This window comes from Providencia sp. JUb39 (genome assembly GCF_012272845.1).
GTDB classification, from domain to species: domain Bacteria; phylum Pseudomonadota; class Gammaproteobacteria; order Enterobacterales; family Enterobacteriaceae; genus Providencia; species Providencia lanzhouensis.
This window is the reverse complement of the sequence record NZ_JAAWXD020000001.1, coordinates 447669-460534: the sequence shown is the minus strand read 5'-3', so window position 1 is coordinate 460534 and position 12866 is coordinate 447669. Positions and strand designations below refer to the sequence as shown.

Here is a 12866-nt window from a genome sequence, read left to right as displayed (position 1 = left end):
CTTTTTCAATATCAGTTATGGCTAGAACAAAGACCAATTACGCCCTTATATAGACGGATACTTTTTCTCCATATCTTATTCCTTCCTTTATTCACAATCATAATGCCCAAAATAAGATAGCTAATAACTGCGGCGAAATAATGCGTAAAAACATCGCTAAAGGGTATACCGTGGCATAAGAAAGTGCCGGTGCTCCGCTGGTTGGATGGATATTATTTGCAAAAGCTAATGCTGGTGGATCTGTCATAGAGCCTGCCAATACACCACATAGGCTTAAATAATTCATTTTTCCGAAAATGCGTGCAACTAAGCCGGTGATAAACAGAGGAATAAAGGTAATTAATAGCCCATAGCCAATCCATGTGAGCCCATCACCTTGAATAAGAGTTTCAATAAAACTCCCTCCCGAATTCAGCCCTACAACGGCCAAGAACATCACAATTCCAAGCTCTCTCAACGCTAAGTTGGCACTTGGTGGCATAAACCAATACAGTCGTCCAATGGGACCTATTCGTCCAAGGATCAAGGCAACAACTAATGGTCCGCCCGCTAAACCTAACTTCAATGCAGCAGGAAAGCCCGGTACAAATATCGGTAACGAGCCTAAAACAACCCCCAAACCTATCCCAATAAATACAGGCAGCATCTGGACTTGCTGTAATTTTTGTTTCGCGTTTCCGAGTAAGGCTGTGACTGCTTCAATTGATTCAGGACGACCAACAATATTGAGGATATCACCAAATTGCAGTACGGAATTGTTGTTTGCCATCAGGTCAATCCCGGTCCGGTTCAAACGAGTTACCACCACATCATACTTCTGCTTGAGATTCAGTTCTTTTAAACGTTTACTTAGTACAGCGTCATTAGTCACGACCACTCGGACAGAGTGCAATACAGAACTTGAAGTTGATAATGAAGCTTCAACCTCCTCACCCAGGATTAGGCGGACTTTATTTAAGTCCTCTCTTTGCCCAACAACATGCAGTAGATCTCCCAGATGTATTTCTGTCGTCGGTTGAGGCACCACCAGCATTTCCCCGCGCTTTAGCCGCGAGCAAACAATGTCTTCACTGCCAAGCATGGGAATATCTTGCATCATCAAGCCATCAAGATTGGTATTTCGCACCGCGATGTTCATCGTTTGCAGTGAGTCACGATGCTGAACGTTCGCACTATTAAACTCCGCGGATTCTTTATCTACCGAGATACGAAAAATAATACGAACGAGCCACATCACCAGCAAAATACCGCAAATTCCCATAGGGTAAGCCATCGCATACCCCATTCCCATTTGCCCGACCAAACTCGGATCAGACCCTAAATCAGATAGAATTTGCTGCCCAGCCCCTAACGATGGTGTATTCGTGACTGCGCCCGAGAAAATGCCCAAAATAATAGGTAAAGGGATATCTGCGATTTTATAGATAATAGCAGTAACGACTGCCCCTAAAATAACCACCATCAAGGCAAATCCATTGAGTTTTAAACCTGAAACACGCAAAGAAGAGAAAAAACCGGGTCCAACTTGTATCCCGATGGTATAAACGAAGAGGATCAAACCAAATTCTTGAATAAAATGCAGCATGTCATTATTGAGAGACAAGCCATAACTTCGCGCAAAATGCCCAACAATAATTCCACCAAAAAGAACCCCGCCAATCCCTAAGCCAACGTTGCGGATTTTCCAATTACCTATCCATAAGCCTAGTGCGGCAGCTAATGCTAATAAACTGACTGTAAGCGCTAATTCACTCATAGACCGCTATCCTTTTGACGACAATGAACCAAAATACGGGACATACGGAGTTATTACATTTGCAACTGAATCGATTGTGCCAAATAAACACAGAGGAAGTTGTGTGATAGAGCACAGTTCACAGCAATTCAATTATGCATTTTCATACTTTAGTTAAAAACAATTTAATTGCTAATTATTAACATCACCGACATAAAATAATACAAAAAAGAGCTATTATTCTGAGGGTATCTTAAATAATAATAGAGTTGCTCGATTGTGAATTTTTAGTTTTTAGTTATTATGATCTCTGATTAGGCAAAATTCATTTAAATGCAGGTCAACATATATATGCCAAGCTTGATTTTTTTTAGGTCGTTAGCATTTTCCACATTATTGACTCTTACATTAAGTGGGTGCTCCAGTATTATGACTCATGCTGGTCCTACTGATAGCTATTATCCTGGGACAAAAAATAGCGTTGATATGCTGCAGCATGAAGATACTGGCTGGGTAGTTAAGCCGTTGCTGGTTATTGATTTACCATTTACTGCACTCATGGATACATTATTAATTCCGATGGATTATATGCATTCAAACAGTTCACAAGAGGCAGACTCACCAAAAAAACGTGTAGAACAGCTTGATAAACAGCGACTTGATAAACAATCATCTGACAAGCTGCAATCTGATAAACAACCGCCAAAGAACCCTCAATGATTTTCCTATATTAAAGTAGCTTATTGATGCTCTAATCAGGAATATAATACTTAAAATGCAATTAATATTATTAAGTTAATTTAGGTTAATAAATCCTTTATCTTACTGAACAAATTTCCATCTTTTTTAATCTATTCTATTAACCCACCGCTTATTAATTTCAAATCAATATACATGAATCAAATATTGAGCATTTAATTTAATGATTACTTAACCCCTCTTTTTTTGAAGAATAAAAAGATGAATACCCACCTTTTTATTCTTCATGAGTGTTATTCCAGATAAACTTTAATTAGACAACCCTGTTTCAACAATATAAATCTGTCTAAACCCATTAATATCTCGCATAAATGCTACAAATTTATCATTTGGAGAAAAGACAACAGCATCTGCCACAGGGGCTATTTCTGTTCTCTGAGTTAACCGTTCTAAATCTCCAGTCGCCACATGGCAACGTACAACGCTATTGTCATACACAAAGCAGAGATACTCACCAGTTTTATTCCAACTAAATGCAGACTGAATTGAAAACTTGCCAAATGTCACCTGGGTGAGCGCTCCTGTTGCCGTTGCCACCAACCATAATTGCACAATGCCATGATCATCATGCATCAAACAGGCGATTGATTCGCCATTTGGTGAAGAACGCAACCAATGTCTTGGCTGTTTCGCTAACCCTGGAAATTTCCGATGATGCGTATACGTTAAACGCCTTTGTTTCACATCCTTAGGCGGCGCTGGCATGGTTTTTTCGGTACCTTGCAGAGGTTCATCGCCTTGGATTTTGAATTCATTTGGATCTTCGGGTAAATCAACTAAGTAAACTTCAGGGATCACTTCGCCATTTTGATGATGCGTATCTCCAATAAACGCTAATGCACGCCGTTGCCACTGACCTTGTTGATTCATATAACCACGTTGACCAACCCACCCCTCTTCATAGGCTCGGCTAATCTCGTCGCTATTCGGAGTTGGCGCCAAAGTCGTCTTCGTCACAACACTACAGAAAAAATCGCCGCTATATTCTCTTTCATGGCCAATAGGTTCAACAGTCACAGCGCCTGCAGGTACGGCAACAGCCACATTGCGTTGGTCTAATTGAAGATCGAGCTCATGTAAAACATGGTCATTATAGGTAAAGCTCAGCCACTTCCCATCAGGGCTGAAAACATGAACATGTGTTCCACCTCTGAGCGCACCCGCCATATAGGGTGACGTAATGCACATTGCATCAATCGGATGTGCATTACCGAGTTGGCAATCATCAACGTAAACACCTCGGCGATGATGGAAATCATACTGCCAAGACTCATCGGGATACTCTGGCCCCTGAATAAAAGCATAACGAGGAGGATTTTCAGCGCTTACAGTGACTACGCCAACATGGGCACCATGCAACCCTCGATAAATTTCTACTTTTTGATGGGTAATAACATGAATTTTTTCTATGGTTTGCCCGGTAAATGAACTGCCACTTGGTCGAACATCATAAGCTAACCACTGGCTATCTGGTGTCCAAACATTAATATTTGTAAGCTGATGACTTCGCGAATCATCAGTAATACACATTTCTTTATAAGGCATTTTATTGTTCAATCTGTTATCCTTTGACATCATTTAACACAGGCTATCGGATTACTTTAACTAATCAATTCTTTAAGAGAATAAAAAATCTCAGTCGAGAAGTTTCACAAGTAATATTACCCTTAGACAATCACTATAGTATTGAATAAAACCATCATGTTATTAAGTGTTCTCTATATTATTGGTATTACTGCCGAAGCCATGACAGGCGCTTTAGCTGCTGGACGCCGTAAAATGGACGTCTTTGGCGTGATTATTATTGCTTCTGCGACAGCCATCGGCGGTGGCTCTGTTCGTGATATTCTACTCGGTCACTATCCTCTAGGTTGGGTTGCTCACCCCGAATACATCATGACCGTGGCAGGTGCCGCCATTGTCACCATCTGGATAGCCCCGATGATGAAACACCTTCGTCGGCTCTTCTTAATACTTGATGCAATTGGCTTAATCGTCTTCTCTATTCTTGGTGCTCAAATAGCCCTCGATATGAATTATAGCCCTATTATTGCCGCCATTGCGGCTGTAGTTACCGGTGTATTTGGGGGTGTACTTCGTGACATGCTGTGTAACACCATCCCTCTGGTTTTCCAAAAAGAAGTTTACGCAGGCGTCTCTTTTGCTGCCGCATGGTTATATATCGGCTTGCTGTATACACCGCTCCCTAAAGATATCGTGGTTATTATCACGTTGGTCGCAGGTTTAAGTGCCAGGCTGCTTGCCATCCGCTACCGTTTGGGATTACCTATTTTTAATTATGAAAGCCAAGATTAACCAAAATCTGATTTTCCCATCAGCCATTCGTTTAACCGCTAATGGCTGATATCTAGCTTCTGCAGAGTATACAGTTCCTGCAAAGTGTATAGCACCTTCTGAATTTCAGGCTCTGCCAACCAGTACTTTAATGCCTGCTTCCGCTTTTCAGATAAACCCAGCGCCTCCACAGTCTCTTGTTCACTCAATTCTTCTATCGTTGATATCATGCTTAGATGTTTAATTTCTAAAGGAATTCCTATCCCCTTCAACCAATTTTTTATTGGCTGCATAGATGTTTTTTGTAGCTGGCTAAGCGCATTTGTCGTTTTCTTATTCTTAGGTAATGAATCTTGCCAATGAGGAGAAAGCCAGCCAAGTAACGTTGAGAGTCCATATTGCTCTACCCATATCTTCCATGTTTTTTCGCCCACCCCGCGAATCTTTAATTGTTTACCTAGCCAAGCCAGGCGAGCAACAAATTGGGGAGCACAATCCGGTGTATACGCTAAACAGCTCAATGAATGAAAGTTTTCGAGAGAGGATGTATTTGGATGCAACCTAGGCTCTCGCCGCCAAATGACTTGCTCCATAAATGGCGTCCCATGTCCTGATAACGTTAGCTGGATTTTATCCCCAACTAACACATCTTTTTGTTTCCAGGAATTGAGCGAGCCAATGCGGATTTTACTCACTTTTTTATCATCGATCGTGACGGGTTCAATGCTAGCAATCACATTTACAGCCCCTGATTTTCCTACCCGAAAAGTTAAATCCATAACCTCTGAAACCACGCTTTTTAGCGGGTATTTCCATGCCACACTCCAACTGTTTTGGTTTGCTCGCCAAGCCAATGAAGGCGGTGATGGAAAGCTTTTCAAAACGATACCATCGGTTGCAAATGGCATTGGCGCTGAATAATAGTGGTCACGCCACTTGGCTGCTGATTGATAGTCAGAGATTAGATGGCTATATCGTTGTACCCAATCAAATCCTAGCGTCGATAATTCACTCAATTGACGATTCATAGCGACAGAGTTATCTGGCCATGCCCAGATAAAAATGCCGATATCATCCGTGACCTGTGTAGGTAGCTCCTTGCGCATCAGCCAACCTGCAATTTTACTCCGTGCATTTTTTCCACCATCCACACTTTGTACATGTCCATTGAGCTTCCAGAATAATTCCCCCTGTAAAACAAGAGATTGCTTCGCTGAAATAGTTTTGGTAATAGCTTGAATAAAATCGGCTTTATCGCGCCAATTCAGTCCTTCACTCCCATTTCCTCGACTAATCATTGACACTAAACGTCCATTTTCATAGTGCAGAGTCACTGCGACACCATCGACTTTAGGTTGCAACCAAACTTCATGACGAGCCGCCATCCATGTGTTTATTTCTTCTGATTTCAATTTTTTCAATCCCGTATGGGGTATGGGATGTTTTGTTAATCGTCCAGTTTTAGGCTGTGACGGTTGTACTAGCGTATCAGGTAAATTTTGACAGCGCTGCCCCAGCTGCCACTTAGCCAAAAGTTGGTCATAAACCTCGTCACTCACACCGCTCACACCATCGATTTGATATTGCCTATCCCACTCTTGTAGCTGCTCCTCCAACCGCCGCTGTTCCGTTCTTGTTAATTCATTATCTAATGAGCGGCATACTTTTTGAGAACCTACCGTTTCCGCGCCATAGCCTATTGAAATAACAGATTGAAGTAATAGGCAGAACCAACCAAATTTCCAGAGTTTCCTGACTGAAAAATAATGCATAATGTCCCTATTATATTTAAGTTTAATACCATGTTCCGAACTGCTATGTGTTGCATTACATTCTGAGTCAATAAATCAAGGGCGACAGCAGGCAATGCCGTTAATTGCATAGCGCTTCGCAAAACAGATGGTATTTTCATTAAGTGAAATTTATTTTCTGGAAGGCGTTCACAATTTTCCAATAACCAAAATTTTTTTACTCTTATTTCATGGTTAATTGATATCGCTGCATGTTGTCTTAAGTACGTGTATACTATGTAGGGTTTATCACTATCTTTTATGTCTAACCCACAAATATTCAAGAAATCATCATGATACAAGGCACGTTATATATTCTCTCTGCTCCTAGTGGCGCAGGTAAGTCCAGTCTTATCCAAGCATTACTGAAGACACAACCGTTGTATGACACTCAAGTTTCTGTTTCTCATACAACTCGAGCTGCACGCCCAGGCGAAATTCATGGCGAGCATTACTTCTTTGTTTCTGAAGCTGAATTTCTTCAGATGGTTGAGAACAATGACTTTTTAGAGCATGCCTGTGTTTTCGGTAACTACTACGGCACCTCAAAACCCATTATTGAGGAAGTCTTAAATAGTGGTGTGGATGTGTTTCTCGATATTGACTGGCAAGGTGCTCAGCAAATTCGCGCGAAAATGCCAGAGGCACGTAGTATTTTTATTCTACCGCCATCAAAAGATGAGCTATATCGCCGTCTACGTGGTCGTGGTCAAGATAGTGATGAAGTCATTGAAAAGCGCATGTCACAAGCAGTTGGCGAAATTGAGCATTACAATGAATACGATTACGTCATTGTAAACGACGATTTCAACACCGCACTGAGCGATTTACAATCTATCATGCGTGCTGAGCGCTTGAGATTAGGTCGCCAAGTCCAGCGACATGATGCTTTAATCAGCAAATTACTAGCAGACTGAGAATAGTTTCAGTATCATATCAGGTCATTTTTTTATTTCTTTGGAGTAGCACACTTATGGCACGCGTAACTGTTCAAGACGCAGTAGAAAAAATTGGTAACCGTTTTGACCTCGTACTGGTCGCAGCACGTAGAGCTCGTCAGTTACAAACTGGTGGTAAAGATCCTTTAGTTCCAGAAGAAAACGATAAGCACACTGTTATCGCGCTACGTGAAGTAGAAGAAGGTTTAATTAACGGTCACATTTTGGATGTGCGTGAACGCCAAGAACAGCAAGAGCAAGAAGCCGCTGAAATGCAGGCAGTTTCTGCGATCGCTGAAGGTCGTCGCTAATTACTAAGGTGGGTCTGCCTTGTATCTGTTTGAAAGCCTAAATCTAATAATTCAGCAATATCTCCCAAAAGAGCAAGTTGAATTACTGAAAAAAGCCTATGTTGTCGCACGGGATGCTCATGAAGGGCAGACCCGTTCCAGTGGTGAGCCTTATATTACTCACCCTGTTGCTGTTGCTTGTATTCTGGCTGAAATGCGTTTGGATCATGAAACACTGATGGCTGCGCTACTTCATGATGTGATTGAAGATACTCCAGCGACATTTCAAGACATAGAGCAGCTGTTTGGAACTACCGTCGCCGGCTTAGTCGAAGGGGTTTCCAAACTGGATAAGCTGAATTTCCGCGACAAGAAAGAAGCTCAAGCAGAAAACTTCCGTAAAATGATCATGGCAATGGTGAAAGATATCCGTGTCATTTTGATCAAACTGGCAGACCGTACTCACAATATGCGCACGCTTGGGTCATTACGACCCGATAAGCGTCGACGCATAGCGCGTGAAACACTGGAAATTTACAGTCCTCTCGCGCATCGATTAGGTATCCACCATATTAAAACCGAACTCGAAGAGTTAGGTTTCGAAGCGCTTTATCCAAACCGTTATCGTGTTATCAAGGAAGTGGTTAAATCCGCTCGTGGTAACCGTAAAGAAATGATCCAAAAAATCCTTTCTGAAATTGACGGTCGATTAACAGAGGCGGGTGTACCCTGTACAGTCAGTGGTCGCGAAAAACACCTGTATTCTATCTATCGAAAAATGCATCAAAAAGAGCAACGATTCCATTCCATTATGGATATCTATGCTTTTAGGGTCATCGTTGAAGACGTTGATACCTGCTACCGTGTTTTAGGGCAAATGCACAGTCTTTACAAACCTCGTCCGGGGCGAATCAAAGACTATATTGCTATTCCTAAAGCTAACGGATACCAATCCCTCCACACCTCACTAATTGGGCCTCATGGAGTACCTGTCGAAGTACAAATTCGTACTGAAGATATGGACCAAATGGCCGAAATGGGTGTTGCTGCTCACTGGGCATATAAAGAACAAGGCGAATTGGGAACCACTGCGCAGGTAAAAGCCCAGCGTTGGATGCAAAGCTTGCTCGAACTCCAACAGAGTGCGGGAAGCTCATTTGAATTTATTGAAAGCGTAAAATCAGACCTATTTCCTGATGAAATTTACGTTTTCACCCCCGAAGGTCGTATTGTCGAATTACCGACAGGCGCAACACCGGTGGACTTCGCTTATGCCGTACATACTGACATCGGGCATGCTTGTGTGGGTGCGCGAGTTGATCGCCAACCTTACCCACTCTCCCAGTCACTTTCTAGCGGTCAAACGGTAGAAATTATTACGGCTCCAGGCGCTCGACCAAATGCGGCATGGTTGAACTTTGTGGTGAGTTCAAAAGCACGTGCAAAAATCCGTCAGTTGCTGAAGAATTTAAAACGCGAAGACTCCGTTAATTTAGGTCGTCGCTTACTCAATCATGCACTAGGTACAGGCACCAAAATCACAGATATACCTCGTGAAAGTATTGATGCTGAATTAGCTCGCATGAAGCTCCACTCTATTGATGATTTACTTGCCGAAATTGGTTTAGGTAATGCCATGAGTGTTGTGGTCGCTCGCAACTTGCAAAGTAACCCTCAAAGTGCTCACCCAAGTGCCGTTGAAGAACCAGTGATTACGGAAAGCCGTAATAAACTGTCCATCAAGGGAGCTGATGGTGTCTTAATCACCTTTGCAAAATGCTGCCGACCTATCCCGGGCGATCCAATTATTGCGCATATTAGCCCAGGTAAAGGATTGGTTATTCACCATGAATCTTGCCGTAATATCCGTGGTTATCAGAAAGAACCGGATAAATTTATGGCTGTTGAGTGGGATACCGAGACAGACACAGATTTTATCGCTGAAATTAAAGTCGATATGATAAACCATCAAGGTGCCCTTGCTAACTTGACCGCCGCTATCAATGATGCGAATTCAAGTATTCAAAGCATGAACACTGAAGAGAAAGATGGTCGTGTTTACTGTGCCTTTATTCGCTTGTCGATTAAAAACCGTATTCAATTGGCTAACGTGATGCGTAAAATTCGTATCATGCCAGACGTTCTACGCGTCAGCCGTAACCGTAATTAGTCGATATCATTAAAAACACGAACTCTCACTATGAATGAACGCCGCTATCGCCGCATTTGCCAAATGATGGCGATGCGGCAGCCCGACCTAACACTCTGTCTTGAAGAAATTCATAAGCCTCATAATGTTTCTGCAATTGTGCGCAGTGCTGATGCTGTCGGGATCCACAAAATTCATGCCATTTGGCCAGACCAGCAGGTTAAACTCTCCGTCTCTTCTGCGGCGGGAAGTAATAGTTGGGTAAAAGTCATCTCGCACCAATCCACCGAAAACGCCATTGCTCAGATAAAATCCCAAGGTATGCAGATTTTAGTCACGAATCTGTCAGATACGGCTGTCGATTTTCGAGAAATTGATTATACCCGCCCAACCTGTATTATGGTGGGACAAGAGAAAACGGGTATCTCAGATAAAGCATTAGCCCTTGCAGATCAACATATTATCATCCCAATGGTTGGTATGGTGCAGTCACTCAATGTCTCTGTCGCCTCTGCACTTATTTTGTATGAAGCCCAACGTCAGCGCCAACTCGCAGGCATGTATGACCGAGAAAATAGTCTATTATCTGAGCAAGAACAACAAGAATGGCTATTTGAAGGCGGCTATCCTGTATTGGCTGAAGTTGCTAAACGCAAAGGGCTTCCTCGCCCATTTATCAATCAGCAAGGTCAGATAGAAGCTGATGATGCTTGGTGGGCACAAATGCAGCTTTCTGAAAAAATGAAAAGAAAACAACTCAGTTAAGGAATCGACATGAACCGTGGTCTGCTTAATACCATTTCACTGACTTCACTTCATGGCATCGGTGCCAGCCAGTCAGAAAAAATGAGTAAAATCGGGTTGAACACAGTTCAGGACTTGCTTCTGCATTTTCCACTGCGTTATGAAGATCATACGCGTCTTTATCAGATTAAAGACTTGATGCCCGGCACAACAGCCACTATCACTGGTCACGTTCTACAAACCAAAGTCGTTTTTGGACGTAAAAGAATGATGACCTGCCTGATCAGCGATGGTACAGGCAACCTAACACTGCGTTTTTTCAACTTCTCTGCTGCAATGAAAAATAGTTTAGCCGAAGGTCGCCAAGTGACTGCCTACGGAGAAGTGCGTCGTGGTAGTACAGGACCTGAAATTATTCACCCTGAATATAAAGTCTCCCAAGAGACCGATAATGTCACTCTTCAAGAAAACCTAACTCCGGTTTATCCGACAACCGAAGGTGTCCGCCAAGCCACACTGCGTAAAGTGATGGAGCAAGCGCTCACCATGTTAGAAAGTGGCAATATTCAAGAATTACTGCCTGAAGAGTTCAGCCGTAGCCTAATTAGCCTCCCCGACGCCATCCGACTGTTACACACTCCACCACCGGATGTTTCGTTAGAAGAGTTGGAAAAAGGGCATCACCCAGCCCAAAAGCGTTTGATCCTCGAAGAGTTACTGGCTCACCATTTAAGTATGCTTGCCATTCGAGCTGGCAATGAGCGGCTATATGCTGAACCACTGGTTTCATCTGGAAAGTTTAAAACGCCTTTACTGGCAAATTTGCCGTTCTCACCAACTAACGCGCAAAAACGCGTCGTGGCAGAAATCGAAACTGATTTACGAAAAAATGCCCCAATGATGCGTTTGATCCAAGGTGATGTCGGTTCCGGTAAAACACTTGTGGCCGCATTAGCCGCACTGTGCGCCATTGAAAATGGTAAACAAGTTGCCTTAATGGCGCCGACTGAAATTCTTGCAGAGCAGCACGCGAATACCTTTAAGCAGTGGTTTGAACCTCTAGGTATCAAAGTAGGCTGGTTAGCAGGTAAGCAAAAAGGTAAAGCCCGCCAGCAACAACAAGATGCCATTGCGAGTGGTGAAGTCTCGATGGTAGTCGGTACCCATGCCATCTTCCAAGAGCAAGTGAGCTTTCACTCTTTAGGGTTAGTCATCATTGATGAACAACACCGCTTTGGCGTTCACCAGCGGCTCGCTCTGCGCGAGAAAGGTGAACAGCAAGGGTTCCACCCACATCAATTAATCATGACCGCTACGCCAATCCCACGCACGCTGGCAATGACTGCTTACGCCGATCTCGATACCTCAGTGATTGACGAGCTTCCACCAGGAAGAACTCCGGTCACTACTGTGGCGATTCCAGACACCCGACGTAGTGATATTGTCGAGCGCGTTCGCCAAGCCTGTTTAGAGGAAGGACGGCAAGCTTATTGGGTGTGCACATTGATTGATGACTCAGAGGTACTTGAAGCGCAAGCTGCCCAAGTTACCAGCGAAGAACTCGCGTTGGCCCTACCTGAACTCAAAGTTGGACTAGTCCATGGTCGAATGAAACCCGCCGAAAAGCAGAGCATTATGGCGGCATTTAAGAATAACGAAATACAGTTACTTGTTGCTACCACCGTTATCGAAGTCGGGGTGGATGTTCCGAACGCAAGCCTGATGATTATAGATAACCCCGAACGGCTTGGATTAGCACAATTGCACCAACTACGGGGGCGGGTTGGTCGTGGCTCTGTCGCATCTCACTGTGTGCTACTTTATAAAACGCCACTCACTCATACCGCCAAGCAGCGCTTACAAGTTTTACGAGACAGTAATGATGGCTTTGTGATTGCCCAAAAAGACTTAGAAATTCGAGGCCCCGGAGAGCTGCTAGGTACCAGGCAGACAGGGAATGCGGATTTTAAAGTGGCAGACTTGCTACGAGATCAATATATGTTGCCAGAAGTGCAACGGCTAGCTAGACACATCCAGCAAAACTACCCTGAGCATGCTCAAAAGATTATTGAACGCTGGCTCCCTGAGCGCGAGCAATATAGCCACGCTTAAGCTTTTTCCTTCCTTAAAATGAAAATTGCCGTGAACACATCCATGTCCACGGCA

Annotated in this window: 10 protein-coding genes; 7 read left to right on the top strand and 3 right to left on the bottom strand. The window is 43.3% G+C overall.

The features are described from left to right. Positions 1–97: 97 nt before the first annotated feature. Positions 98–1756 (bottom strand): putative transporter, encoded by a 1659-nt coding sequence (locus HFU86_RS02040; protein ID WP_187128628.1) that lies wholly within the window; start codon positions 1754–1756, stop codon positions 98–100. Positions 1757–2068: 312 nt separating this feature from the next. On the opposite strand from HFU86_RS02040, the gene HFU86_RS02035 reads away from it, so the two are divergent. Further along, positions 2069–2455, top strand: a complete 387-nt coding sequence (locus HFU86_RS02035; RefSeq protein ID WP_321146786.1) for a YceK/YidQ family lipoprotein — start codon at positions 2069–2071, stop codon at positions 2453–2455. Positions 2456–2743: 288 nt separating this feature from the next. Here HFU86_RS02035 and HFU86_RS02030 read toward each other — a convergent pair whose 3' ends face one another. Continuing rightward, a complete protein-coding gene (locus tag HFU86_RS02030; RefSeq protein ID WP_187128627.1) occupies positions 2744–4072 on the bottom strand; it encodes a DUF3748 domain-containing protein in 1329 nt (442 codons plus the stop codon). Positions 4073–4195: 123 nt separating this feature from the next. On the opposite strand from HFU86_RS02030, the gene HFU86_RS02025 reads away from it, so the two are divergent. Further along, on the top strand, positions 4196–4810 hold the full coding sequence (locus HFU86_RS02025) for a trimeric intracellular cation channel family protein (protein ID WP_036948588.1): 615 nt from the start codon (positions 4196–4198) through the stop codon (positions 4808–4810). 38 nt (positions 4811–4848) lie between these two features. Here HFU86_RS02025 and ligB read toward each other — a convergent pair whose 3' ends face one another. After that, positions 4849–6561: an NAD-dependent DNA ligase LigB gene (ligB, locus tag HFU86_RS02020; RefSeq protein WP_187128626.1), complete on the bottom strand. Its 1713-nt coding sequence runs from the start codon at positions 6559–6561 to the stop codon at positions 4849–4851. 311 nt (positions 6562–6872) lie between these two features. Between ligB and gmk the strand changes: the two genes are divergently transcribed. Genes gmk through recG form a run of 5 tightly spaced genes read left to right on the top strand, consistent with a single transcriptional unit; the run spans position 6873 to position 12812 of the window. Then, positions 6873–7496 carry a guanylate kinase gene (gmk, locus tag HFU86_RS02015; RefSeq protein ID WP_036948585.1) on the top strand — a complete coding sequence of 208 codons (624 nt, stop codon included), beginning with the start codon at positions 6873–6875 and terminating at the stop codon, positions 7494–7496. A 56-nt stretch (positions 7497–7552) separates the two neighbouring features. Further along, a complete protein-coding gene (gene rpoZ / locus HFU86_RS02010) occupies positions 7553–7828 on the top strand; it encodes a DNA-directed RNA polymerase subunit omega (RefSeq protein ID WP_006659598.1) in 276 nt (91 codons plus the stop codon). A 19-nt stretch (positions 7829–7847) separates the two neighbouring features. Continuing rightward, positions 7848–9977 (top strand): bifunctional GTP diphosphokinase/guanosine-3',5'-bis pyrophosphate 3'-pyrophosphohydrolase, encoded by a 2130-nt coding sequence (gene spoT / locus HFU86_RS02005; RefSeq protein ID WP_132496919.1) that lies wholly within the window; start codon positions 7848–7850, stop codon positions 9975–9977. Positions 9978–10007: 30 nt separating this feature from the next. After that, positions 10008–10721: a tRNA (guanosine(18)-2'-O)-methyltransferase TrmH gene (gene trmH, locus HFU86_RS02000; protein ID WP_187128625.1), complete on the top strand. Its 714-nt coding sequence runs from the start codon at positions 10008–10010 to the stop codon at positions 10719–10721. 9 nt (positions 10722–10730) lie between these two features. Further along, positions 10731–12812: an ATP-dependent DNA helicase RecG gene (gene recG, locus HFU86_RS01995; protein WP_187128624.1), complete on the top strand. Its 2082-nt coding sequence runs from the start codon at positions 10731–10733 to the stop codon at positions 12810–12812. Positions 12813–12866 lie beyond the last annotated feature (54 nt).

Excerpts from the sequence above, each read along its gene's own strand:
- recG (WP_187128624.1), top strand. The coding sequence starts at position 10,731 with ATGAACCGTGGTCTGCTTAATACCATTTCACTGACTTCACTTCATGGC.
- HFU86_RS02040 (WP_187128628.1), bottom strand. The coding sequence starts at position 1,756 with ATGAGTGAATTAGCGCTTACAGTCAGTTTATTAGCATTAGCTGCCGCA.
- rpoZ (WP_006659598.1), top strand. The coding sequence starts at position 7,553 with ATGGCACGCGTAACTGTTCAAGACGCAGTAGAAAAAATTGGTAACCGT.
- gmk (WP_036948585.1), top strand. The coding sequence starts at position 6,873 with ATGATACAAGGCACGTTATATATTCTCTCTGCTCCTAGTGGCGCAGGT.
- HFU86_RS02030 (WP_187128627.1), bottom strand. The coding sequence starts at position 4,072 with ATGATGTCAAAGGATAACAGATTGAACAATAAAATGCCTTATAAAGAA.
- HFU86_RS02025 (WP_036948588.1), top strand. The coding sequence starts at position 4,196 with ATGTTATTAAGTGTTCTCTATATTATTGGTATTACTGCCGAAGCCATG.
- ligB (WP_187128626.1), bottom strand. The coding sequence starts at position 6,561 with ATGCATTATTTTTCAGTCAGGAAACTCTGGAAATTTGGTTGGTTCTGC.
- HFU86_RS02035 (WP_321146786.1), top strand. The coding sequence starts at position 2,069 with ATGCAGGTCAACATATATATGCCAAGCTTGATTTTTTTTAGGTCGTTA.
- trmH (WP_187128625.1), top strand. The coding sequence starts at position 10,008 with ATGAATGAACGCCGCTATCGCCGCATTTGCCAAATGATGGCGATGCGG.